The sequence below is a fragment of the Methylicorpusculum sp. genome, from assembly GCF_030651835.1.
Lineage (GTDB): Bacteria > Pseudomonadota > Gammaproteobacteria > Methylococcales > Methylomonadaceae > Methylicorpusculum.
This window is the reverse complement of record NZ_JAUSBX010000137.1, coordinates 53,095-77,007: the sequence shown is the minus strand read 5'-3', so window position 1 is coordinate 77,007 and position 23,913 is coordinate 53,095. Positions and strand designations below refer to the sequence as shown.

Here is a 23,913-nt window from a genome sequence, read left to right as displayed (position 1 = left end):
AACTATCGTTTCATGAACTCTTCTGAGTGTTGCGTAATTCGAAATATAAGCCGTAGGTTTTTGCGTCGCTTCTTTATTAACTTTCTTTTTTAGTCCCTAATTTAATAATTATTTTGTGGTTGTGATTGATGACCAGGACCTTTAGTACCAAATGAAAATTGCATTACTTTCAAGAAACTCAAAGCTTTATTCCACTCGTAGACTGATTGAAGCCGCTCAAGCCAGAGGGCATGAGATTCATGTCATTGATGCTCTACGTTGTTACATGGAAATCACGTCCAACAGACCCGGTATTCATTATAAAGGTACCATTTTGAGTGGATTTGATGCCGTCATACCGAGAATCGGAGCTTCAATTACTTTTTATGGAACTGCTGTGCTGAGGCAGTTTGAAATGATGGGTACTTACACGTTAAATGAATCGGTCGCTATATCCCGTTCAAGAGATAAGTTGCGTTCATTGCAGTTGTTATCACGAAAAGGTATCGGTTTGCCCGTCACCGGTTTTGCTCATAAGCCCGATGATGTAGAAGATTTAATTAAAATGGTAGGCGGAGCGCCGTTAGTTATAAAACTTTTGGAAGGTACGCAAGGTATCGGCGTGGTTATGGCGGAAACACAAAAAGCGGCTGAAAGTGTTATCGAAGCATTTATGGGTTTAAAGGCCAATATTTTAGTTCAGGAATTTATCAAAGAAGCTGATGGTGCCGATATACGTTGCTTAGTTATCGGTGACAAGGTGGTTGCCTCCATGAAAAGACAAGCTAAAGAAGGTGAGTTTAGATCCAATTTGCACCGCGGCGGATCGTCCTCTTTAATCAGAATATCGCCTGAGGAGCGCTCCATTGCCGTTCGTGCAGCAAGAACCCTGGGCTTAAATGTTGCCGGTGTGGATTTACTGCGCTCCAATCATGGCCCGGTCATCATGGAAGTCAATTCATCACCGGGCTTGCAAGGCATTGAAAAGTCAACTGAAAAAGATATAGCGGGTATGATTATTGATTTTATTGAAAAGGATTCAGTCAATAAATCGACCCGTACCAAAGGAAAAGGTTAAAACAGGCCAGTTTGGAATGCCTTAACGCCGGCTATTATTGCTCTATCTCTATCCTTTGACCGATTTTGGGTAAGTTGGCAGGCCAACCCAAGCGGTTAAAGCAGGTCTGTAAGGAGTGAGAGGCGCTTGTTTCACCGTGAACCAAAAACAACTGTGGTTTGGTTTCTTCAAAGTGATTAGCCCAGGCGAGTAATTGGCTTTGATCGGCGTGAGCGCTAAGCCCCCCTAATGTGTGGATTGTAGCTTCTACATGGATTTTGCTGCCCAGTATTTTTAAATCTTTCTGGCCGTCAATCAAACGCCTGCCTAAAGTTCCTTGGGCTTGAAAACCGACGAAAACGATGTGCGCATTGCGTCTCCACAAGTTGTACTTCAAGTGGTGACGTATACGTCCACCCGTGCACATTCCGCTTCCTGCAATAATCACTGCTCCGCCAACAATCCGGTTGATCGCCATTGAGTCTCCAGCAGTTTCCGAATAGGCTAAACAGGGTAGCCAGGCTTGCCAGCCTTTTTGTGATATTCGATTAAATTCAGGATCGTCCTCGTTAAACAGGTGCTTATAATCAAAATAAATTTCACTGGCGTTGATCGCCATCGGACTGTCCAGAAAAACCTGCTGTTGCGGTAACGAACCTTCGCGGTAAAGTTTACCTAACCAGTAGAGCAAATCTTGAGTTCGACCGACAGCAAACGAGGGAATAATAACATTACCCCCGCTATTGGCCGCTAACTTGAGTATCACTCTCAACTCATCCAGAGTAGGGTCTAATGCTTTATGATCCCTGTCTCCATAGGTTGATTCCAGCAATAGCAGATCAGCGTGTTTAACCGTTTCCGGATCAGGTAAAACGGGGGAGGCGGAATTGCCAAGATCCCCCGAAAAAACCAGCGTTTTGTTTTTATCGCCATCTTGTAGTTCAAGCTTTACGATTGATGAGCCTAAAATATGCCCAGCGTCTAGAAACTGCAGCTTTATGCCGGGTAATACATCAATAACTGTTCTGTAGGGAAAAGGTTTTCTCAATGCCAGCAAAGCTTCAACATCTTCAAGCGTAAAAAGAGGATCTAATAGTTTTTTTCCGGCTCTCTCGCGTTTTTTATTTTCCCATTCTGTATCTCTCAGCTCTAGAAATGCAGCATCTTTCAGCATCAATTCCAGCAAATGATAACTGCCTTCCGTCAAAAACAGATCACCGTTGAAACCTTCTTTAACCAGTTTGGGTAAGCGTCCGGAGTGATCAAGATGCGCATGGGACAAAACGACAGCATCGATTGTTGCCGGATCAAACGGAAAGTCTTCGGCGTTGAGCCGTTCTGTTTCCTTACTTCCCTGAAATAAACCACAATCCAGCAAAATACGGTGATGGTCTGTTTCCAGCAGATAACAGGAACCGGTTACCTGCTCCGTGCCGCCCCAAAATGTTAGATGAGTCATGAGTAGCCTCTTTTGGCTTAATCAGCTTTGAGGCGTTCTACGATCCGTTGATAAGCCGTGTTGAGTTCATCAGCAATCACTTTTGTTTTGGAAACCAATTCGTCGGTCGTTTCTTTGGTTTCATCCTTGATTTCCTCAGCTTTAATTTTCAGTTCATGCCATTTTTCTTCCGCTTTATCCCACTCGGATTTTGCATCAAGTCCGGCCAAGTGCATTTGCACCATGATTTCATCGCGTTGAGTTTTGATTTTTTCTGAAATTTGTTCTAACTCTTTCAATAAATCCATCGTTATCACCTCATGTTGTTTTAATAATAAAAGGTTTTAGGCTGTTAAATCACCTAAGCTATTTGAAGTTAAAATTAAAGTCTAAATTAGTGGTCTATCTGTTTGGGTTATTATTTCTGATGATAGTCCTCTCTACCCTAACTAGGCAAATTACATTTCCGCCAGCCAGTAACCTTTTAATCGAAAAGGTTTGTCTTTAATCCGTATCTATATGATATTTAAGATCAATTCTTTGCGTTTCACCGGCTCTTGTCTGCAAGCTGAAATGTTTGGTTAATTGCCTTTTCAGCAGTACCGCATAGTTATTGGAAAAGAAACCCAGCGACAAGCCAATATAAAAATCAGGGCTGATGAATTTACCCAAGCGCACGGCTGAATCTTCCAATCGTTCTTTTTCCTCGAACTCAAGCTCATCAATGCCCAGTTTGGCATTGAGCCAGGATAGCTGCCCGGCGCCATAGCTCAATGCTGCTTTTGCCAAAGCCTCGGACTGACTTCCGCCGGCTGATTCCAGGGACCGTCCGGTAATAAGATAAGCCAATGCTTCTGATTCGGGTAATGCGGGCTGACTGCTGACTTTTGTTTGAGGAGACTTTAGCGGCCCAGTGACCTTGAGAATAGCAGTAATGTCTTCACTGGTCGCTTTGCGGGTGGCTTCGATATTTAACCAGGGATTATCCAGAGGTCCGTTGAATAAAAATTCACCTTTGCTGACCGTCAAGTCCTGCCCATAGGCTTTGTATTTTGCCTCATTCATCGCGACCCGGCCTTGCATGCGTTGCTGATTAGACAGGTCGGTGTAGCGCAACCGACCGCTGAGTTGAGTTGACAGGCCAAAACCATCAAATGTTACTTTATCTCCCAACAATAATGAAATATCGGTTTTTAAATGGATGGGGCTGGACTGCACAGCGGCAATTTCTGTTTGCCCCAAAATAATTTCATCCTCGCTAGGTTTTACGGCTTGTTCAGGCAATTCATTAATTTTAAGAATTGCTTCGTCAATGGTCACATTGCCTTTTATTTCAACTTGGTTATCTTTATGTAAGATATTAAGTTGGGGTGATACCGATATTGCCGCTTCTGGTACTCGGGTAATTTGAAAATTTTTGCCGCCGATCTGAATGTCTGCAGGAAACCCCTGTTCGGCATTGGGCAACATAAACCCGGATATTACTAAGTTTCCCGATCCTGATTCCAATTGCCCCGCTATTTTTAATCGCCCTTGTTGGACATCGTCCGGGGTCAACGCCAGCTGGATATTTTTGATTTGGATACCGGCTGCGGGAATATCCATTCCGGCATCGCTTAAGCGAATCAGTCCTTTGATAGAGGGGCGATCGACTGGGCCTGAAAAAGTGACATCGGCATTGAATTGCCCTTTTACTTTTTCTATGTTCGGAATCAAAACATCCAACAACGTTAAATCTCGGATGACAGCTTCAATGTGGCCGTCAAGGGCGTGGTCAGGTCCTGAAATGTGCGCCTTGATAAAATCCTGTCCTTCCAGCAGCATGACAAGATCGGCATTGACTTGCTTTTGCTGATAAGTCGCTGTTAGGGTTGTGGATGTTAACCTGAAGTCAATGGGCGGTTTATCCGGCAAATTAAATTTAACGCCCGCGCCGAGTATTTCCGCGTTCAGGTTGGCGTTGATATTTTCGCCTTTAATTGTCGAGTTAAGTTTTACATTGAGCAAGCCTTGGGTATCCAGTTCTTCCGGCAACCAAAGTTTCAAGATGCTGAGATCCAGTTTTTCAATACGCGCCTGCAGCGTTAGGCTTTTTTTCAAATCCCCCTCTGCCTGAAAACACACAGCGGCTTCTGATCGGATTAAGCAGCCCTCACTCATCCGCAGAAAACCGCCTTGCCCGATCTGGCTCAAGTTCAAATTAATGGCTCGGTCGAGCCGCCAGACATCCATCTTTGGGTGATGCACATCCAACTGCTCAATGGTTCCGGTCCATCGGTCGTTAGCCCAGGAACCATAAATTCGGGTCGTGACATTAGATAGATTCGAAACTACATCGAGATTAAATTGATGACGATTTAATAAGCCGTTACCCTTCAAGTCAAGCCTTTGGATGTGTTGATCGTTCATCAGCAAATTATTCGCCACTAAATCAAGCGTTATCGGTTTTTGAGCAATTCCGGGATAGTCCAGTTTTACGCTGATAGCTTTTAATGAGTAAGCATCGTAATTCAAATCCGCTCCGGACAGATTCAGTTTGATTTGCGGCGTTTGGTAATTTCCTGTCAAAGAGGTATTTCCCATTAAACTGCCGCTAAGTCCAGGCCAGAGTGAAGAAAGCGCAGGGGCGTTAAGAGTAGCTTCAAGCTGCATTTTGGCTTGTGTCAAAAAGCCATCGGCTTCCAGCTTGTTTCTACCGGATTGTAAGTGCAACTTTTCGATAGTCAGTTGTTCATCTTTGATGGCTAGTTTTCCAGAGCCTTCTATAGGATTATTATGCAATGTGCCGCTCAGCTTTTTTAGCAAGAAGTCGCCACTGAACTTTCCGTCGACAAGGCTGCCTGTTGTGGCGGCGTCTAAATTAAGAGAACCTGGAACTTCCGCGATAAACTCTGCCGGATTGATAGCTTTGACTAATACATCCAGCGCATAGCTGAAATGATCGGCCCAGGACAAGTGCCCCTTTATATTTAATGATCCGGATTTTGGCGTCAGGGAAAGCTCGGCAATATCCAGCGATTCTGCGTTGCCGGAGCCGGTCAGTTGCAGCTTGAATGGCGGCAACTGATCGTTTTTTAATTGGGTATTTAGGCTGATTTGATAGGCATTTGATGTGCCGCTAAAAGTAGTTTGGCCGGATATAATCTGCAATTGGGGCGGGCCTGATAACGGCCATTGAAGCGTATTCCATTGACCTTTAAGTTGAAACACCGGTACAGATTGTCCCCAACCTATATCGCCGGTAAAGACGACTTCGCCTGTTTCGGGTTTTATACGCAAGCTTTCCAAAGTCAGCGTATCAATGCCGCCAAAGCCTTTTAGATCAATAGTAATAAGTGAGTTTTCAATCTGTATCGGCGATTTTAGTTCGATAGTATAAGCTTGGCTGGTTCCTGTGATGTTCAGCCGTCCTTCGCCGGATTGAATTGAGGGAGGTGTTTCCGTCAATGGCCATTGAAGTTTCTGCCATACCAGGGCGACATCAAAAATCGGTGTGGTTCCGGACAAGTCAATCTGAGCGTTATGTTTTAACGATAAAGGCCCGCTGACATCGCCCGACAGGTTTAATGACTCAAGGTTGCCATCGATTCTAACTCCGCCATTAATAGGAGGGGTATTCTCCAGTTTTAAAAGCCAGTTCAATTCAGTTTGTAATGGAAAATGCTCGGCCAGCTCAATTACCGCGTGACCACCGGTTTCGAACTGAGGTGTGGCAACTTTTAGATAAGCAACGGTAATTTGCTGGTTAATTAACGTAGCGCCTATTTCCAGACGATTGATGACGGTCTCGGCATCAGCTGTTTTATAAGTCAGTTGATCAATCAGAAACTGTTCCAGATTGATTTCTATAGGTATGACCGGAATTTTCAGCGATTCATCTTCTTGAGACTCTGATCCACCCTCAAAACCTGAAATAGCAAGGTCTGTTGCTTTGATTGAATCAATATGAAGCTTTCCCGCCAATAGATCAACGGGTTGCCAGTCCAGTTGCAACCGCCCGATGTTAATCGAATCATTTCCTGATTGATAGAACACTCCGGTTATATCCAGATTTCCCAGCAACGTCCCATTGACATTATCCACTGCCAGGTTAAAGTTTGATGTCAATAAGCTGTTTTTTAACAGCCAGCGGGTGCCCGGTTCAGTTCCAATCAATGTGAACACTGCACAAACAAGAATCAATAAACAGAGAGCGATAAAGCAGACTAATCCCTTGGCTAAACGCTTCATAAGACTGAACCTGCCGCAAAATGAATTTGAAATGATGATCCGGATTCATCAAGGGGTAGGGCAAAGTCAATTCGAACCGGGCCCACCGGCGAAATCCAGCGAACGCCTAAACCGACACCGGTATTTATGCTGAAGTCACTGGTATCGAAGGCATTGCCGCTATCTATAAACGCAGCGACGCCCCATTTATCGCCGATAAATTTTTCATATTCAACACTCAAAACGCCTAACATAGGGCCGCCGATGACCTCGTTGTTATTATTTTTAGGACCTAATTCCTTATATTCATAACCTCGTATGGTCTGAGCGCCCCCCGCAAAATAGCGAAATGAAGCGGGTAAACGGCCAAAATCGCTGACCAGTGTGCCGCCTAATTCGCCACGAGTTATCAGGCGGCCCTCCCAAGGCACAGCCGTTAGCCATTTAAACAGCGCACTTGCCTGAACAAAACTGACATCCGAAAGCAGAGTTTCATGAGCACCTGAAATACCCAGATTGAGATGGTAGCCCTCAGTCGGCCTGACTTCCGAATTGGATTCGGTATATTGAACGCGCCCCCCGGGCACCAGCAAAAATGAGCTGTTTTCAGTATCGGCAGAGACATAATCCTCATAGATTAAATCCAGAGACAAGATGCTTTTCCATCTGTTTTGGTGAAATTTCAAGCGCTGTGCAGACAGCTTGAAAAGGTCTGACGTAAAAGTATCCGGTTCCTCGTGTTTGAAACCCAGTCCCAGATTAAAACTGTCGGTAGTCGGGTTCTGCAAAGGAATGCTGTAACGTCCCTCCACGGTTGATAAAACCGGAGAGATATCCAGGGCGGCAGAAATAGAGTGACCTCGAAAGTTAATGCGGCGATTAACATATCCCGCACTGAATAAGGGCCCGTAATTAGTGTCATAGCCCACACCTACCTCATAGGTATGTTTTTTTCTGGGGTGTAACTGAATGACAACCGGTACTCTGAAATCGTCGGTCGCTTGATCGATTAACGGCTGGATCTCTATGCTGCTGAAATACTCGTTGCTGGAGAAGCTGTTATGAATTTGAGCCAGTTTTTTACTGGAATAGAATTCATCTTCTTCCAGGTTAACAAATCGCGCGACCAAGTCCGGGTTTAAAAAATCCTGTTCGATCTTAATATCCCCAAAATAAAATCGCGGACCGGATTCAAAGCTGATTTCCACGGCAGCTTGATGATTTTCAAGATCAATCAGCAGTCGGCTTTTATCAAAACGGTTGTTTAAATAGCCACGCTCCAATGCCAAAGATTGCAGACTACTTTTTAAATTTTCATAACGGCCATGATGGACAGTTTTACCTGTTTCCAACGGATTTTTTTCCAATAAGCTTTGAAAGGCAGGATCGGTTTCGGCGGAGCCGGTTACTCTGACTTCGATTGATGTGAGTTTTACCGGTAAACCTCGATCAATCGTAAATTCAGCTGTCCAGCAATCGGAAGTAAATGCTAGCGTTTTAGTAATAACCGGCTGGTAATAACCCAAGGCTTTTAAAGCACTACGAATATCGTCATCCGCTTGTTTAAACAAAGTATTAATCCGCCATTCAGGCGCCGAGCAAGGTTCTTTTGCCAATCTCAAGAAAGCGTTGACGTTCGTGTACTGGCTGCCCTTAAGTCCAATGATTTTTATCTCGGGAAGTTTATCTTCAGCCTTACCCGTATGAATCATTACAAATAACAGGACGAGAATGAGTAGAGATTTTCTCTGCATCAAATGAGGGAAATAGGTTTCAGACTTAATCTTCTAGAGGAAAAACCTCTGTTGAATCGGCGGGCTGAACAGGCGGGATTGCCGGTTCGAGGGGGGGAACTGAATTGACTCGCTGACGGTAATCATTTTCGCTTTCGCTGATCAACTTTTTCCCTTGCTCAATTAACTTGTTGCCTTCAGTGATTTGGATGTTGCCTTTACTGATCAGTTTGTTGCCTTCGTTTACATTATCACGGCCTTGGGCAATCATATCGTTGCCAAATTGAACCAACTTATTGCCTTCATTCCATTTTGTACCCACATCGATAAGATGAGGCCCTTGATTCATCATCAGGTCTCCTTGAGTTGGTTTATTAGCCGGGCATCCTGTTAAAACGTTTAGGACGAATAAAAGTCCGATTAATTTGAAAGCTGCTTTTGCTGGCATGGTATGACCTTGATAAAAATAGAGGTTGAAGCACTCGAGCTTTGGAGGGATGGTTAATCGCGAGAGTTCGTCAGAAAAATGCATCGAACTGGTTCTGCGCCAACACAAGACAAAAATACTCAGTAGTGACTTATTAATTTATGTTACCAATAACACTTGTTAAGTTAAAACTTAAATTTCTTTTATAGGTATTTGATGTTTAACGATAGTGTAATTTTTCCTATAGCGAGAAGAGGGCTTTTAAGGTAATCAATCGGAACAGCTATCGAATCTACTGGACATAATGTTCACACTCTTTTAGCGGTAAGACGGACCATTAGCCGCTTTACCGCTAAAAGTTCAACAAACTTGAGAGGATGCCAGGCTTATGCATGATGAATTGAAACCCATCGCCGGTGGTGGACTGTTGGATAGACGTTTGTTTCTTAAAAAAGGACTCACTTTTTCCAGTATCGCATGGTTAGCTCCCTCAGTGATGGCCGAAGAAGTGCGCAGCGATGCCATGACAAGACCAGGACGGGCATTATCAAATTACGGCAAGCCTTCCAATTACGAAAACAAAGTCATACGCTGGACGATGGGCAATGCCGCAGCTCCGGGAAATGGGGTTTCTTGGACACCTCTACATGCTTTGGAAGGGATGATAACGCCTAATGGCTTACATTTTGAACGGCACCATAACGGCGTGCCGGATATTGACCCCCAATATCACCATTTATTGATTCATGGCTTGGTCAATCGGGCATTGGTTTTCAGAATTGAGGATTTATTACGTTATCCAATGACCAGCCGTTATTGTTTTATTGAATGTGGCGGTAACAGCAATGCAGGTTGGCACAGTGAACCCATGCAAACTGAAGCGGGCTATTTTCATGGCATGGCCTCATGCAGCGAATGGACCGGCATTCCTGTCAAGATGCTGTTCAACGAAGCCGGTATCAAAGGCAGAGCAAAATGGGTAATAGCCGAAGGCGCCGATGCCTCCATGATGAATATCAGTTTGCCGTTGGAAAAAGTGCTGGATGATTGCCTCTTGGCTTTTTATCAAAACGGTGAGCGAATCAGGCCGGAGAATGGTTATCCGGTTCGTTTATTGGTGCCGGGATGGGAAGGTGTGTTGAATGTCAAATGGCTGCGTCGGTTACGTTTGACTAACAGACCGGTCATGGCAAGAAATGAAACAGCGAAATACACCGAATTGTTACCCAACGGCATGGCAGAGCAATTCAGTTTTGTAATGGGTGTCAAGTCCCTGATTACCCGTCCATCCTATGGACAGCAACTTGATAACCCCGGCTTGTATCAGATTACCGGTCTGGCCTGGAGTGGTCATGGCAAAATCGTTAAAGTCGAAGTATCGGCAGATGGGGGAAAAAGTTGGGCGGATGCGCAATTGCAGGAACCGGTTTTATCTAAATGTTTCACCCGTTTTCGCATTCCTTGGCAGTGGGATGGAAAAAAGGCGGTATTAAAAAGCCGTGCAATTGATGACCGAGGTAATCAGCAGCCTGAGCGGTATGAGCTTATCCAGGCAAAAGGACAGCAGGGCTATTTTCACTATAATGCCATTGTCAGTTGGGCGATTGCGGATGATGGGAGTGTCAGTCATGTCTATGCGTAAAACTCTGCTATTCTTTTTTATAATTTGCTGGTCTCTGACTGGAATTGCTCAGAGCAGTCCTGACCGGGGACAAATAGCTTCTAGTGATTTAATTAAACAATGGAGCTATGACGTATTTCCTGATGGAGAGGGGTTGCCGGAAGGTCAAGGCAATGCAACGCAGGGAGAGGCAATTTACAGTCAGCATTGTGAAACCTGTCATGGACTCAAAGGGGAAGGGGGCAGCGCAGAAGAATTAGCCGGTGCAATGCACGGCTTAACTGATAATCCACCCGATAAAACCATTGGAACTTACTGGCCTTACGCAACGACTTTGTTTGATTTTATAAGGCGTTCCATGCCTTTATCGGCGCCCGGTTCTTTAACTAATAATCAGTTATATGCGGTAACCGCTTATCTTCTTTACATTAACCGGATTATCAAAAGTGAGGATGAAATAAGTGCGAAAACCCTTCCGCGGATTATCATGCCAAACAATAAGGGCTTTATTGATGTATATGAAGGGCAAAGTCATTAATTCAGCCAACCTGATTTTTGCTTGGAAAGAACGTGGGCTTACCCGTTAATCAATTACACCGCATTAATTGTGTTAGAAGCTGTTTTGTTGCGATTTTATTAATTCATTGATCAAGTACCTTTATGACTTATCTCTCAATATCTGACTTGTCGATTGTTCTGATAGAACCTTCGGTTACCCAGTTAAAAATCATACTTAATCATCTTCATGAAGAGGGTGTCGTTAATATTCAAGGCGTCTCATCCGGTGAACAAGCGATAGCACTGCTTGAAAATTATCAACCCGATTTGATCATCAGCAGCATGTATCTTCCTGACATGACGGCAACCGAGCTTTTTTCATCGATAAAAAGTTCGCCTCAATTTGAGAACACAGTCTGCATGCTCATTTCCAGCGAAACCAATTTAACGGCGCTGGAACCCATCAGGCAATCCGGTGTAGTAGCCATCTTGCCAAAACCCTTCAGTCATTCGGATTTAAAGCGGGCTTTACGCGCGACTATTGAACTGGTCGAGCCTGAAGAGATACATCTTGATTCATACGACATAGAAAATATTCGAGTACTGGTTGTAGATGACAGCATCATGTCGCTTAAACACATCACGCGAATTTTAAACAATATGGGCATTAATAATGTATCGACTGCAAGAAATGGAAAGGAAGCATTGCAGATATTTTCCGATAACAATGAATCTTTTGATTTGATCGTCACTGATTACAATATGCCCGAAATGGATGGCGAAGCGTTGATTAAATCAATCAGGGATACCCTGGATAATCGTTTTGTGCCCATTTTGATGGTCACCAGTGAAGCCAACGAAAAAAGGTTGAGCAGGGTTCAGCAGGCCGGTGTCTCGGCCATTTGCGACAAGCCTTTTGAGCCGATGAATATCCGGGAAATGTTGTTTAGATTGCTGGAGCAGCATTAGTTTTTTGGTAAAATAACACTTCTTTCAGATCATAAAAAAAAGTTTGGCTTTGTTAAATGGCAACATGATCTGAATAAACTTGACTGGAACAACCGAGAAAGTAGTCGCCGAACAAACCTATGAAAACCATACCTCTGGGACCTTACCGTCTGGAATATAAGCAGAACAAGGTGGAGTTTTGAGGATTTTGTCATGAAGCTGGTTTTTTAGTTAAAGCTGAAGTCAGGAACAGGCACATTCGTGGTCATTGAATTTGATGAGGTTAAGGGCGACTTATAGCCGAGACCCGCTCTTTCAGTATTGAAGGATCAAAATCGACCCTGAGCTGACATAGATTCAAACAAAAGTTGTGACAGGAATTAGGCATGAAACGGACATTCAAACTATTTACTAAGGGTAATTACAAGACCTGATAATCTTGTAGCCATCCGCCTGTCGCAGGCGATTCGGACCTGCGTTTCAGAAAGAACATGAGGAGGCTGACAGACATGATCTTTGTGACTGAGGATGTGGAATAAGAAGAACCATGCCATGCCCTGTCAAGCCATAGTCAAAGACTCACGCCTACTATGGCCGTCAGGATCAATAATAACGCCTAAAAAAACTATACTTAAGCCACTTCATGCTTTAGATCCAGTCCAAATTGGCGCGAAAGAAATAGCTAGCTAGATTAAAAAGGGCGCAAGGTAAACGCAGTGGGGTCGACAATCACCTCACCTGGTTTACGGTTGGCAATTTGCACAAACTGTTGCGCCCAGCGTTCCATGATGCCTTTGGCCGGTCCGTACCAAGTCAGCCGGGTCAGGTCGATGGGGCCGGCATCCTGGCTGTCGCGATCGGCAAAGGTGGCTACCACTTCACCGGTTTTCAGGTCGCGCAAGCGTCCTTCAAAAGCGGCGGCGCGCTTGTTGACCAGGCCCACCGCAGTGCCCGTACCCGGAGGGCCGGCCCAGCTCAGCGCATGCAGCATGGATTGCGACGGATTGACTTCGATCAAGGCCAATTCCAAGCGTAGTGCGGAAGTCAGATTTTGCTGTGGGTGTTCAATGATCTGAAAACGGTGCAACGGATCTTCTTTAAAGTGTTTTACCACTTGATGGTGGAAATATTCGGCCAGCTCGGCGGTATCCTTTTTGACGTCGCCCAGCACGTTGGCCGAGCTGAGTTTATGCATCCAGTCCAGCTCCAGCACGTATTGGGTGTTGACCGGCGCCACCACCAGATTCTGGTAAGCTTTCATGTCGAATCCCGGCTTGATCCACACTTTTTGGAAAGGCAAATCCGCCGGTCTGGACTGCCGTTCCGGATGTTCGATAAAACCGGCATCCGCCGCAGGCTGGACCATTTCTTCCTTGAGGACGTTGCTGCCTTGATTGACAGTGGAACAACCTGACGACAGTAAGCCTACAATGCAAAATGGCAGCGCCCAAGCCGCTATAGTTACAATTTTTTTTTGATGATAAGTTCTCACTTGTTTCCTCCAAACTTAAAAAATTCGACAGTACTCATTAACCCAATAACCCTTGCTTTAGGTCCTCTGAAGGCGGCTTAGGGCCCAGCCAGATCGAGAAGACTGCGTCTGCGAAGCCCTTACCTTCGAAGGCGCCCAATTCCTTATTTCCGGCTTGTAGCATGGTGCCTTTTTCCGGCAGGTAGGTGAAAGTCAGCGTTTGACCTTCCTTCACATAGGGAAGCAGCCTAAGCATTTTGTCGAAAGCTGCTTTCTGTCCTGCCTTATCCGCCGCATTCTCCTCGAAACTTTCCTGGAAAGCCGAAAGCCTCCGCGAGTTGCGCCTTAGTCAGGTCGCGTAAGAAAAACAGGGTAATCGCCTTACTTTGATCGGACGCCAGGATCGCAGCGGCATCCTTTGAAGGCGATTCGAGGTAGAGTCCGCCCACATAAACTTTGATAATGGCCTTTTTCCTCAGGCCTAACCCGTTTAACCGCAAGGTTTTATCGCCGGCCTTGAGCGTGTCGGGTAGTTTAGCCCCGGCCAGTTCGCCGGCCAACGCAGTGCTATCCAATATTACAACGGCCAATATCAGCAATACGGCTGTAAGGCTCAGAGCCTTCGTCATAGTGATTTTCATAGATTCTCTTAAAATAAAGTGGAAAAGTTGTGTTTCATGGTGTGTGGATTCTTTGCTGTTCTTACGAGTTAAAAATCCGGTATTGCAAAGTGCCAGCTACTGCTTGCTAACAACAGCTGCTTGAACAGGCGGATTGGCTTTAGTCTCTACCGTCACTTTGACGATCTTGCCATTAAAGCGATTGTCGCCTTGTTTGTACTCTTCGCTGACCGGGGTATCTTCATCCCTGCCCACATCGGCGCCTTCGTCCAATGAGAAGACGAACGGCGTGGTGCGTTCGATGCGGCCCTCTGCGGCTTTTTCACCGTTCACCGTCAGCGTAGCCATACCGCCCTTGCCGGGGCCACCGCCGTCATAAGCAAAGTTCAGCACGATGCTGGCTTTACCTGCGGCCAAAGGCTGCGCTGCCGCGATAGTGGTGCGCTGCATGCCAGCCAGATTATAGGAATAAGCCGGCTTACCCTCTTTCATATACAGTGCCCAGCCGCCAAAGCGACCACCCTGGGCAAGAATCACCCCATTGGCTCCATTTTGCGGAATTTCGACCTCGGCTGTTACAGTCAGTGACCGGTTTTTAACATCAATAAAGGCGTTTTCCATGATGCCGGTCATGCCCTCATACAAGGTTAGCGAATGCCGCCCCGCCATCAGGTCCGGGCGCCCAGCTAACGCGGGTACGAAGCGTTCCAGCGTGCGATCATCCAGTGGCAATACGTTGTATTTCACCGCCTCCTGCAGAAACAGCGCCTGCATGGTTTTCAGTTTGGCAGGCTGTCGCGCCGCCAAGTCATTGGCTAGACTGAAATCGCTACGAGTATCGAACAACTCCCATTTATCCTCGGCGAAGGGTGCTCGTGGCTGTCTCTCCCAAGGGGCTCGGTGTATGGTTCGTGCCAGCCAGCCGTCGTGATACAGCGCACGATTACCCAATATTTCGAAATACTGGGTGTGATGTCGATTGGCGGCTTTGGCATCGTTAAAGGTGTAAGCCAGACTGGTGCCTTCAAACGGCTTTTGCGGCGTGCCATTGACCGTTTTCGGCGCCGGTAGACCGGCGATTTCCAGCACGGTCGGGGCAATGTCGACCACATGATGCCACTGCGAACGCAGCTCGCCGTTGGCGCGAATGCCTTTTGGCCAGTGCACCACCATACCGTTCTTGGTGCCGCCGTAATCGGCTGCTACCTGCTTAGACCAGGCAAACGGGGCGTTACCGGCCACCGCCCAACCTGCGGCGAAATGCGGGTAAGATTCCGGGCCGCCCCACTTATCGATGAACGGCATCTGTTCGGCCACGTTGGCGGGCATGCCATTAAAGGCCAGCATTTCGTTGAACATGCCGGCCATGCCGCCTTCGGCGCTGGCACCGTTATCGCCGGCGATATAAATGAACACTGTGTTGTCCATCTCGCCCAGTTCTTCCAGCGCGGTGGCGAGCCGGCCAACCTCGTGATCGGTAAATTCGGCAAAGCCTGCGAAGACCTCCATCTGCCGCGCATACAGGCGTTTTTCCTCGTCACTTAAGGTTTCCCAGTTCGCGATTGCAGGCGGTTTAGGCGCGAGCTTGGTATCAGGCGGTACCACGCCCAGGCGGATTTGTCGGGCTAGAGTTTCTTCCCGGTATTTATCCCAGCCGGCATCGAACTGGCCTTTGTATTTATCAATCCAGGCTTGCGGGGCATGGTGTGGCGCATGCGTGGCGCCTGGTGCGAAGTACACGAAGAATGGTTTGTCCGGCGTCAATGACTGTTGTGCGCGTACCCAGGCGATGGAACGGTCCGTCATATCGGTCATGAAGTTGTAGGCGGGGTCGTGCGGAAGTTCGACGCGCGCGGTGCCGTCAAAAATATACGGCGACCAATGATTGGTTTCGCCGCCCAGAAAGCCGTAAAACTTTTCAAAACCCGAGCCGGTCGGCCAGCGCTCGAACGGCCCGGAAGCGGTGGTTTCCCACAGCGGTGTCAGATGCCATTTGCCAAACGCGGCGGTATTGTAGCCATTCAGCCGCAGCATCTCGGCCAACGGTGCGACACTATTGGGGCGAATGCCGGTATTGCCGGGAAAGGCGGTGGCAATATCCTGCACCGCGCCGGTATTATTGGTGTGATGGTTGCGCCCGGTGAGCAAGGCTGCGCGGGTCGGCGAACACAGGGCGGTGACGTGCATATTGTTATAGCGCAAGCCGGTATTGGCCAGATGATCCAGAGTCGGCATGGCCACACCACCACCGAAGGTACTGGGTTGGCCAAAGCCCATGTCGTCGATCAGCACGATCACCACATTCGGCGCGCCCTTGGGTGCCTTGACTTCAAAGCGCACGGGAGCTTTGGCTTTACGCACGTCGATTTCTTTCAGGGCTTTGGACTTGGGTTCGGCAACGGGCAGCACGCTACGATCCAGGGTATCGCCGGTTTTTGCCGCCGTAGGCTTAGCCTGCACCGAGCCGATGATCGCGCCGAAAACGCCTAAGGCCAGAAGAATATTTGCTTTCGTTTTCATAATGATAATGTGTAGTTCGTGACAGTCGATTAGTTCACCGAATAACTGCGTCCACCCAAGCAAGCCTTGATAGCGTGATCATAGGCATCCTGCCCAGGAGCGGCTTGAGATGCTTGCGCTGCGGTGGCATGGTTTTGATCCAGACGTTTAAAACCGCCGCGAATGCCACCGGCTGTTGCGCCAATAGCCGCGCCTTTGCCGGCATCACCGGCGATGGCGCCGACAGCGGCTCCCATCGCCGCGCCGCGAGCGCCGCCACGAAGCACTTGGCCACCTTGTTGGGATTGCGGAGCTTGCTGGGTGGTCTGTGCAACCGTTGGGTCGAAACCGGATTGTTGCACCGCCCATAAATGGCATTCGTATCGATCCTTAGACAATTGTTCATTGCTCTGGCCTTTCATGGGATAAATCATCAATTGAGCCTGGGCTGGCAATATGACGAGGAAACCGAATGCGGCGACAAATGACGTGGCGTTTATAAGATTGAATCGGTTGTTCATGGTGTTTTCTCTGCATTGGAGGACCTTGACATGATCGGGGCTAGAATTTGATAGCGGCGGTAAAGCCGGCGTAATCGCCGCGAAAAAGGGATTCAGCCTCGTATTCGGTCAAGTAATGAAAGGTAAATTGGGTGTCGGCCTTGGGTATCGCCAGGCCAATTTGTCCACCCACTGCATGCACCTGATTGGGCGAATTCAAAAAACTGGGTTGATCGGCGCCATGATTGTCCTGCACCTGCCATTGGCTGTAGCCGGCCGGGCCGACTTCCAACAGCAGGTTATCCGTAATCGGCAGAAACTGGCTCACGCCCCAGTTCAAGGTAAAGTGCCCGCCCTGGGTAAACGCTTTGCCTTGGGTTTCATGATTGACTTCGTAAGTACCGGCCAGCATCAGGGCAGTGCCTTTATGTTCAAACGGATAGAAGGCTCCCGCCAGCTGGAATTGATGCCCCCAAAATCCCAGACCGGTGTTGGCTACATCATCGACATCATACTTGCCGGTGGGTGCGTAAAAGCCATAGGCGGAGGATACATCATAGTGCTTGCCATGCCAGCCCAGCATCAACGGTTGCACGAAAATATCCGATATATCGAAGGCGCTGTCGTCAACCGCTAGTTGCTTGTTGAACGATGCGGCCCGATTCGCCAGATTGATATTGGTCATGGTATCCAGCGACGCACCCACCGTGGTGTTGGCGAACGGTATCGAAATCAGCATGGCGAAATCGGCGCCTAGGATTTGATAACCGGTATTCCAGACAAACGTAGGCGCAAGCAGATACATATCGACATTAGCGTCAATATTGGCGGTAATCGATGCACCCGCCGGAATACCCGGTCCCAGACTTTTGCTGGCCCGGAACGTAGCGCTGTCGATGGCATTACCGTGCTGGTCGGTTAACTCGGACATCGAATAATTGCCCAGATACAACGCGGCATAGACGCCTTCTTTTTCCGGCATCAGAAAATCCCGGATATTCATCATACCGGCTAGAAAATGGCTCACGCCAGCCATACCGGACATGGACCAACCGAGTGTCATCACGGCCAGAGCCGTTCGACGCAAGTGTGTTGTACTATCGTTCATGATGGCTATTCAACCGGTTTAAGGTTTGCCGGTGCCGGCGGTCCACGAGGTTAGTCGTTCCGTGAGCATTTCACACCATTGATCGATGGCATGTTCGGCATCACCCCATTGCCATTGCATGCCGGTCATTGTGCTACCGCCGCCAATACGTTTGTCCGCCGCAGCCGACAGCAAGGCGCCGGACACAGAGTCGGTAATTTTGGCTTCGCCTTGGGCGCCACCAACAAACGGGAAAGTTCCCGTCGCCAGATATTTCAAATTACTCAGCATGTGCGCTTGCGGCACAAACATGGAAATACTCCGCAGTACTGGTGTTGCCGCTTCGGCGTCGGTCATCGCCACCGTTATTTTCATGACGCCTGGGCCGGGTTGCTCAACGATCTGGAATTTCTTGCCCAGTTGCTCGCGAAGTTGCTGGGAAAAATAATTCAGCAGCGCTTGTTGATCGGCGGCGGACACTGAGGTGGATTCGCCTCCCCAGAAAGTGACGGGCTCGATCAGCACCTTGCTGTATTGACGCCACTGCGCGGCAGGATTGATGTACCGAAAACTGGCTTGATCCTTACCGCCGGGTTGAAGCTTGTGGCATTCGTTAGCCAGTAGTCCGCAACGAATCTCGGATTGTTCGAGAGGCGCTTTTTGGGTAACCGTACAGGCTGTCAGCAGCAATGCAACCAATACAGACGCCGTCATGGAGGCATAAGGGATTTGGTTAATAATTCGGTTTGCCATAATGATTTTCCTTGTTTCTATTCGCTTATTCTGGGTCAATAGGTTGGTAATGTGCTTCTGACATCCATTACAGATTTTTTCGCACGTCATGCTCAACGAGTTGAGGCAATGCGGTCTCCCCTAGCACTTCGGCGGCAAATTCAAGGCCACGAATTTCGTGAATGACTTTGAATTCGCAGCCAACAAATTCATATGCTAATTCAGTCAAGGCAATCAGGTGGCTGAAATGGCGCGATCGGAGCATAGATCGAAGTTCATCTTCCGATTTCCACCTCTCGACATAACAAAGACGACAGGAATCCGAGGCTGCAAAATATAGGTCTACGCCAAGACAGCCACGCTCTGCGCGCGCCCATGCCGCAACAAAATCAAATGCGTCTAAAAGCGAGCGCCTGTCATGCCGACCTAAGCGGATGGATAGATAGAACTCAATCATGCATGAAGCTTTGCAGATTGCATGCCACGCATGAAGACCATCGGATGGAAATGGTTAAGACTCGGTAATTCAAAAAGTTATGATCAGACGGACTGAAAACTCAAGAATGCGAGAAGACGATAAAACAGGGTGATCCTACGAAATACCGGAGGCGCATCCGATATAGCGGACTCAATTCAAGTCGGACGAGTAATGCCCAGCTTAGCCATACGGCTTTCCAGGGTGGTTGGTTTCACGCCGAGAATCGACGCAGCGCCAGCCGAACCACGAATTCGCCAACCGGTTGCTTCCAGAACACGAGTGATATGCTGGCGTTCGTTATCCGCCAGGGAAGCCATGCCGAAATCATCGGCATTAGACGTCGCGGCAGTGACACCAGGCAAGTCAATTCTAAGCGAAGGGCCGTGAGCCAGTATCACAGCACGTTCTATGACGTTACGTAACTCACGAATATTGCCCGGCCATGGATAATGCATTAAAGCGTTGATACTTGCTTTGGCAATGGTTTCAATGGGCTTTCCTATGGTTTCAGCGAATTCCCGCACAAATGATTCAATCATGTGCGGCAAATCCTCCAGCCGTTCGCGTAATGGCGGCAAATGAACGGGAAACACATTGAGACGGTAATAGAGATCTTCGCGAAACCGGCCTGCGGCGACTTCCTGACGTAAATCCCGATTAGTGGCTGCGATGATACGCACATCCACTTTGATGGGGCGTGGATTACCCAAGCGCTCAATCTCTTTTTCCTGTAGCACCCTGAGCAATTTGGCTTGCATTTCCAGAGGTAACTCGCCAATTTCATCGAGAAAGAAAGTTGAACCATTGGCCAGTTCAAAACGGCCAAGTTGCCGAGCGACGGCGCCGGTATAAGCACCCTTTTCCCGTCCGAACAGTTCACTCTCAATCAGCGCTGTCGGAATGGCGGCGCAATTCACTCGGATCATGGTTCTTTCTCTGCGCGGACTGAGTTCATGAATGGCGGTTGCCAACAGCTCTTTTCCGGTCCCGGTTTCTCCGGTAATGAGGACGGTCGCTTGCGTCGGCGCCACTTGTTCAACCAAGGTCAGCGCTTGTTGCATCAGTGCACTACGACTCACAATACGGCTTAAGCCTTGATGTTCTCCCGCTTCGTGGCGCAGATAGACATTTTCCTGCTGCAGTCTATCCTTCAAACTGCGAATTTCTTCCATCGCCTGCCGTAGCTGATCTGTCGCCAGCTTGCGCTCGGTAATGTCGAATCCCGCTCCCATCATCCGTTGCGGCTGTCCTGCCACGTCCTGTTCGCAATATCCGACGGCGTTAATCCAGCGAATTTGGCCATCACGGCGGCGAACCTGATATTCCTCCCGATATTCGCCACCTTCCGTCAGTATTCGTTGAATAGCTGCTTTGATGCGCGGCAAGTCATCGGGCACCAGCGTGTCCAGAAAACGTTGCAAGGTGACAGATTCATCGTTTGATACACCATAAATATCGCGTGCCCGGTCAGTCGCCCAAATGTTGTCGGCCTTGATATCCCAAACCCACAAGCCAACCTGGGCGGCATCCGCCGCCAAGCGCAGTTTCGCTTCGCTCTCTTTCAGGGCCTGATCGGCGCGCTTGCGGGCCAATACATTGGCGAACACATCGGCTATCAAGCGTAGCCTACGGACAATTGCATCGGGCCACTCTCTTGCATAACTTGATGTAAATGCCAGGCCACCACGGACATGTCCGCCAGTCATCAATGGAAAAATCAGATCGGCCCGCGTTCCCCAGCGCAGAAAATTGTCCCGGTCGACGGGATCCAAATCCTCCACGTTGCAAACGATGACTGTCTCACCTGCAAGCAGGGTTTTCATGATTAGAGGCACTTCAGTCATGACCGATTGGATTACGTTGGGAGGAAGGCAGGGCTTGTGATAGCAGTGGGTAACAAAGCCATCCTTGCCATCGGGCGTTACCTCACCGAGCGTGACCCGATCAAGATCAAGCGTTTCGGCAATGCTCCTTAGATTGTCATTGATGACGCCGTCAATTTCTTCAGTCGGTAAATTGACAAAATGAGCGGAAATTTCGGTCAGCAGCGATTCAAACCGCAGACGATTTTCCAGCTCGGTCAGTAGCGTATTTTTAGTAAAAGTTTCCATGAAATTGACCTGACAAATCTAAAAGACGTTACTCAATAGCGGCACCGTATGATGAACGGTTTATCATAACGACTCCGATATGTCGTGTCAGGCATAATTGATAGCAGAAACTCTAAAATTTCCCTTTAGTCGTTTGCCGACTCAAGCATTTGAGACTTTGTTTTATCCGGCCGAATTCGCCTTGACCATTTCAACTTTAAGCGGCTTTACGACATCGAGATGAATATCGCGGCGTTGAAAAGGAATAACAATATTTGCCTCCGCGAACAGTTGTTCGATACGCAAACGAACATCGCTCATTATCCGGTAACGATTGGGCTGAATCTGCAAGTCGATCCAAAAATCCAGTTTCAAGCTCAATGCGTCGGCAGCGAAATCCTGTAAGTAAACTTCCGGCTCGGGCATTGTCATGACTTGCGGGTGCTCGCTTGCCGCGCGTTTGACCAAGGCCATGGCTTGAGTAGAAGGCGTTCCGTAGGCAACGCCGACCAGCACGCTCAGACGCAAGCAATGGTCCGATAATGTCCAATTAGTGACGGTTTTTTCCAGAAAACTGCTGTTGGGGATCAGCATATCAATGCCGTCAAAACGTTGAACCTGGCAACAGCGGCTACCGATATGACTCACGCGGCTGAGGATGCCTTCGACTTCGACGATGTCGCCCATTTTGATCGAGCGCTCCATCAACAAGATCAGGCCGCTGATGAAGTTGTTGAGCAGGTTTTGTGCGCCAAAACCCACCCCAATCGCCAGAGTTCCTCCCAATAAGGTAAACACGGTCAGCGGAATATGCACGCTGACCAGAGCAAACACCAGAATGGCAATCACAGCGGTCAAACTAAACAGGCGTAAACCTAGCAATGCGCTACTGGCCTGCGCCGATTGCCAGCTAACCACTTTTTCGCGGCTATACCGCGCTAAGCGGCCGATGAACCAGAAGCCGATGCTGAGTATCGCCAGCATATGCACGATCTTGCCGACTGTCACCCGGCGTTTACCACTGATTTCCCGTCCATCGGCGATAATGGTGTCGTCTATGGTCAGCAACTCGAATTCACTCAAACTTTCAGCCATTTCAATGGCTTGGTTGGCAGACAGCCGCAAACGTTGCATCGCATCCGCTTCGTCGTGCCGCCATTGCAGCAAATCCGACAAGCTACGCAACCGCGCTTCCAACTGATCGGCTTCAGCAACACCCCGTTTCAACAAGGTTTCCTGCCGATGATAGGCTTGCAGTTTACGTAGCTCCTGATCACGATTGCCGTACTCACCTTGCCATTCACTAAGGCGTTTTTCCAGGGCATCGAGCCGACTACGCACGGTAGCCAGATCTGAACCGAGATATTCACGCCATGGCGTCAAGCGTTGCAAGCCAATGTCTATATCCTGAATGACGGCATCAACGATTTGCAGATCTTTGGCGTGATCAGCGCTGTACTGTAATTCCCAAACTTGTCGGTTTACCTCGGTTGCCTGTGCCAGTAAGCGTAGCACTTTTAGATTGGATGCCAGCGCATCCATCTCGATCATGGCGGTATCCAGCGCCTGCTGCAACGGACTCGAGCCAATACCGTTGATCCGGTCGGATATGTCGCTTGCCATGTGTTTCGGAGCAAGAAGCAATTGCTCACGCATCTGCTGGACACGCTGCTGAGCTTTTTGATACTGCTCAAGCGTTTGGGCGGTTTCATCATCCAGTTTTTGTCGCGACACTTCCAGCTGCTTGATTTGTAAGTTTTTTTCCGCAAGCAACAGCGGTGAGGTTCTACTGGAAAGACGGGCTTTGCGTTGCAAAAGTACCCGTTGTTCCAGTAGATACGACAGATTTTCCTGACGAGCTTCCCGCTCGGTAGCCAGCGAGGCCAAGCGCGCTTCCTGTTGTTGCTTGCATATATCGTTGAAGGCTTTCAGCCAGCGGTTTCGCTCGCTGTCTGGGTTGGACGACGATTCCAACCTTTCGTCGGTTTTGCGGGAGTTTTGCGAGGATAGTTGAAACGCTTGCCGATGGGATTCGACCATGGCTTCCAGCATGGCTAATTCAATTCGCGCGGATTCGATTTCTCTATCTTTCAAGCGGACTTGTTGCCATTGGTCCTGGATAAAAGCCAATGAATAGGGTGGTGGATCGGAAAAACCGGCCCACGCTTGAGCATTCGGTTGAAAATCTTGTCGTGCGTCCTGGATGGCTTTTAACTTACTGAGTGCGTCCAGGTGCGTTTCATAGGCATTCGCCAGCAGGTTTAACTGGCGCTTGAATTCATTGGCCTCGCTGTGTTCTGCACCGGCCAGTATATTGGCTTCACCTTTGGCCAGTGTCGCCAATTGCGTAAGCACTTCCCTATGTTTGTTATTCAATGCACGTTGGCGTTCCAGCAAAGAGGCGGTGTCAATCGATCTATTTGTCAGCGCATTGGGATCAGTTTTAGCCACCAAGGTTTCGTTCTGTAGCAACAGGATTAGCAAGCAGCCGATACTGTTGACAATTTTTCTTGTTCGCATCTTTTT

At 48.3% G+C, this 23,913-nt stretch carries 18 protein-coding genes and 1 pseudogene; 4 read left to right on the top strand and 15 right to left on the bottom strand.

The window, feature by feature from the left end:
- Positions 1-151 precede the first annotated feature (151 nt).
- A complete protein-coding gene (gene rimK, locus Q7V32_RS17700) occupies positions 152-1,057 on the top strand; it encodes a 30S ribosomal protein S6--L-glutamate ligase (RefSeq protein ID WP_304898309.1) in 906 nt (301 codons plus the stop codon).
- Positions 1,058-1,091: 34 nt separating this feature from the next.
- Here the strand turns inward: rimK and Q7V32_RS17695 are convergent, their stop codons facing one another.
- The 5 genes from Q7V32_RS17695 to Q7V32_RS17675 all read right to left on the bottom strand — a co-directional run bounded on the left by Q7V32_RS17695 (position 1,092) and on the right by Q7V32_RS17675 (position 8,948).
- On the bottom strand, positions 1,092-2,495 hold the full coding sequence (locus Q7V32_RS17695) for an MBL fold metallo-hydrolase RNA specificity domain-containing protein (RefSeq protein WP_304898308.1): 1,404 nt from the start codon (positions 2,493-2,495) through the stop codon (positions 1,092-1,094).
- A gap of 17 nt (positions 2,496-2,512) precedes the next feature.
- Positions 2,513-2,782 carry a hypothetical protein gene (locus Q7V32_RS17690; protein WP_304898307.1) on the bottom strand — a complete coding sequence of 90 codons (270 nt, stop codon included), beginning with the start codon at positions 2,780-2,782 and terminating at the stop codon, positions 2,513-2,515.
- Positions 2,783-2,978: 196 nt separating this feature from the next.
- On the bottom strand, positions 2,979-6,704 hold the full coding sequence (locus Q7V32_RS17685; protein WP_304898306.1) for a translocation/assembly module TamB domain-containing protein: 3,726 nt from the start codon (positions 6,702-6,704) through the stop codon (positions 2,979-2,981).
- Positions 6,701-8,437 (bottom strand): autotransporter assembly complex family protein, encoded by a 1,737-nt coding sequence (locus tag Q7V32_RS17680; RefSeq protein WP_304898305.1) that lies wholly within the window; start codon positions 8,435-8,437, stop codon positions 6,701-6,703. Before Q7V32_RS17680 ends, Q7V32_RS17685 begins: the two co-directional genes overlap by 4 nt.
- A gap of 25 nt (positions 8,438-8,462) precedes the next feature.
- Positions 8,463-8,948: a hypothetical protein gene (locus tag Q7V32_RS17675; RefSeq protein WP_304898304.1), complete on the bottom strand. Its 486-nt coding sequence runs from the start codon at positions 8,946-8,948 to the stop codon at positions 8,463-8,465.
- Positions 8,949-9,231: 283 nt separating this feature from the next.
- Between Q7V32_RS17675 and soxC the strand changes: the two genes are divergently transcribed.
- From soxC to Q7V32_RS17660, 3 genes are all read left to right on the top strand, one after another.
- Complete coding sequence (gene soxC, locus Q7V32_RS17670; protein ID WP_304898303.1) at positions 9,232-10,485, top strand: sulfite dehydrogenase; 1,254 nt, start codon at positions 9,232-9,234, stop codon at positions 10,483-10,485.
- Positions 10,472-11,002 (top strand): c-type cytochrome, encoded by a 531-nt coding sequence (locus Q7V32_RS17665; protein WP_304898302.1) that lies wholly within the window; start codon positions 10,472-10,474, stop codon positions 11,000-11,002. The genes soxC and Q7V32_RS17665 overlap by 14 nt, the downstream gene beginning before the upstream one ends.
- 122 nt (positions 11,003-11,124) lie before the next feature.
- Entirely contained in the window at positions 11,125-11,931 is an 807-nt protein-coding gene (locus Q7V32_RS17660; RefSeq protein ID WP_304898301.1) for a response regulator, read from the top strand.
- A gap of 670 nt (positions 11,932-12,601) precedes the next feature.
- On the opposite strand, the gene Q7V32_RS17655 is transcribed toward Q7V32_RS17660, so the two are convergent.
- The 10 genes and pseudogenes from Q7V32_RS17655 to Q7V32_RS17610 all read right to left on the bottom strand — a co-directional run bounded on the left by Q7V32_RS17655 (position 12,602) and on the right by Q7V32_RS17610 (position 23,907).
- On the bottom strand, positions 12,602-13,402 hold the full coding sequence (locus Q7V32_RS17655; RefSeq protein ID WP_304898300.1) for a DUF3313 family protein: 801 nt from the start codon (positions 13,400-13,402) through the stop codon (positions 12,602-12,604).
- 37 nt (positions 13,403-13,439) lie between these two features.
- Positions 13,440-13,649, bottom strand: a pseudogene (locus Q7V32_RS17650) (chalcone isomerase family protein); the annotation flags it as partial.
- Between the two features lie 16 nt (positions 13,650-13,665).
- Complete coding sequence (locus Q7V32_RS17645) at positions 13,666-14,022, bottom strand: chalcone isomerase family protein (protein ID WP_304898299.1); 357 nt, start codon at positions 14,020-14,022, stop codon at positions 13,666-13,668.
- A 96-nt stretch (positions 14,023-14,118) separates the two neighbouring features.
- Positions 14,119-16,521 (bottom strand): arylsulfatase, encoded by a 2,403-nt coding sequence (locus Q7V32_RS17640; RefSeq protein ID WP_304898298.1) that lies wholly within the window; start codon positions 16,519-16,521, stop codon positions 14,119-14,121.
- Between the two features lie 29 nt (positions 16,522-16,550).
- Positions 16,551-17,021, bottom strand: coding sequence for a glycine zipper family protein (locus Q7V32_RS17635; RefSeq protein ID WP_304898297.1), 471 nt, complete (start codon positions 17,019-17,021; stop codon positions 16,551-16,553).
- Between the two features lie 40 nt (positions 17,022-17,061).
- Positions 17,062-18,108 (bottom strand): transporter, encoded by a 1,047-nt coding sequence (locus Q7V32_RS17630; RefSeq protein ID WP_304898296.1) that lies wholly within the window; start codon positions 18,106-18,108, stop codon positions 17,062-17,064.
- An 18-nt stretch (positions 18,109-18,126) separates the two neighbouring features.
- Positions 18,127-18,840, bottom strand: a complete 714-nt coding sequence (locus Q7V32_RS17625; protein ID WP_304898295.1) for a DUF3313 domain-containing protein — start codon at positions 18,838-18,840, stop codon at positions 18,127-18,129.
- 67 nt (positions 18,841-18,907) lie between these two features.
- A complete protein-coding gene (locus Q7V32_RS17620) occupies positions 18,908-19,276 on the bottom strand; it encodes a putative quinol monooxygenase (protein ID WP_304898294.1) in 369 nt (122 codons plus the stop codon).
- 176 nt (positions 19,277-19,452) lie between these two features.
- Positions 19,453-21,408 (bottom strand): sigma 54-interacting transcriptional regulator, encoded by a 1,956-nt coding sequence (locus Q7V32_RS17615; RefSeq protein WP_304898293.1) that lies wholly within the window; start codon positions 21,406-21,408, stop codon positions 19,453-19,455.
- Positions 21,409-21,570: 162 nt separating this feature from the next.
- Entirely contained in the window at positions 21,571-23,907 is a 2,337-nt protein-coding gene (locus tag Q7V32_RS17610) for a mechanosensitive ion channel domain-containing protein (protein WP_304898292.1), read from the bottom strand.
- Between the last annotated feature and the right edge of the window lie 6 nt (positions 23,908-23,913).

What these genes read in the sequence shown, in the direction of transcription:
- Q7V32_RS17620 (WP_304898294.1), bottom strand. Translation starts at nt 19,276, where the DNA reads ATGATTGAGTTCTATCTATCCATCCGCTTAGGTCGGCATGACAGGCGC.
- Q7V32_RS17695 (WP_304898308.1), bottom strand. Translation starts at nt 2,495, where the DNA reads ATGACTCATCTAACATTTTGGGGCGGCACGGAGCAGGTAACCGGTTCC.
- Q7V32_RS17665 (WP_304898302.1), top strand. Translation starts at nt 10,472, where the DNA reads ATGTCTATGCGTAAAACTCTGCTATTCTTTTTTATAATTTGCTGGTCT.
- Q7V32_RS17660 (WP_304898301.1), top strand. Translation starts at nt 11,125, where the DNA reads ATGACTTATCTCTCAATATCTGACTTGTCGATTGTTCTGATAGAACCT.
- Q7V32_RS17690 (WP_304898307.1), bottom strand. Translation starts at nt 2,782, where the DNA reads ATGGATTTATTGAAAGAGTTAGAACAAATTTCAGAAAAAATCAAAACT.
- soxC (WP_304898303.1), top strand. Translation starts at nt 9,232, where the DNA reads ATGCATGATGAATTGAAACCCATCGCCGGTGGTGGACTGTTGGATAGA.
- Q7V32_RS17680 (WP_304898305.1), bottom strand. Translation starts at nt 8,437, where the DNA reads ATGCAGAGAAAATCTCTACTCATTCTCGTCCTGTTATTTGTAATGATT.
- rimK (WP_304898309.1), top strand. Translation starts at nt 152, where the DNA reads ATGAAAATTGCATTACTTTCAAGAAACTCAAAGCTTTATTCCACTCGT.
- Q7V32_RS17625 (WP_304898295.1), bottom strand. Translation starts at nt 18,840, where the DNA reads ATGGCAAACCGAATTATTAACCAAATCCCTTATGCCTCCATGACGGCG.
- Q7V32_RS17610 (WP_304898292.1), bottom strand. Translation starts at nt 23,907, where the DNA reads ATGCGAACAAGAAAAATTGTCAACAGTATCGGCTGCTTGCTAATCCTG.
- Q7V32_RS17685 (WP_304898306.1), bottom strand. Translation starts at nt 6,704, where the DNA reads ATGAAGCGTTTAGCCAAGGGATTAGTCTGCTTTATCGCTCTCTGTTTA.
- Q7V32_RS17615 (WP_304898293.1), bottom strand. Translation starts at nt 21,408, where the DNA reads ATGGAAACTTTTACTAAAAATACGCTACTGACCGAGCTGGAAAATCGT.
- Q7V32_RS17635 (WP_304898297.1), bottom strand. Translation starts at nt 17,021, where the DNA reads ATGAACAACCGATTCAATCTTATAAACGCCACGTCATTTGTCGCCGCA.
- Q7V32_RS17675 (WP_304898304.1), bottom strand. Translation starts at nt 8,948, where the DNA reads ATGCATTTTTCTGACGAACTCTCGCGATTAACCATCCCTCCAAAGCTC.
- Q7V32_RS17630 (WP_304898296.1), bottom strand. Translation starts at nt 18,108, where the DNA reads ATGAACGATAGTACAACACACTTGCGTCGAACGGCTCTGGCCGTGATG.
- Q7V32_RS17640 (WP_304898298.1), bottom strand. Translation starts at nt 16,521, where the DNA reads ATGAAAACGAAAGCAAATATTCTTCTGGCCTTAGGCGTTTTCGGCGCG.
- Q7V32_RS17645 (WP_304898299.1), bottom strand. Translation starts at nt 14,022, where the DNA reads ATGAAAATCACTATGACGAAGGCTCTGAGCCTTACAGCCGTATTGCTG.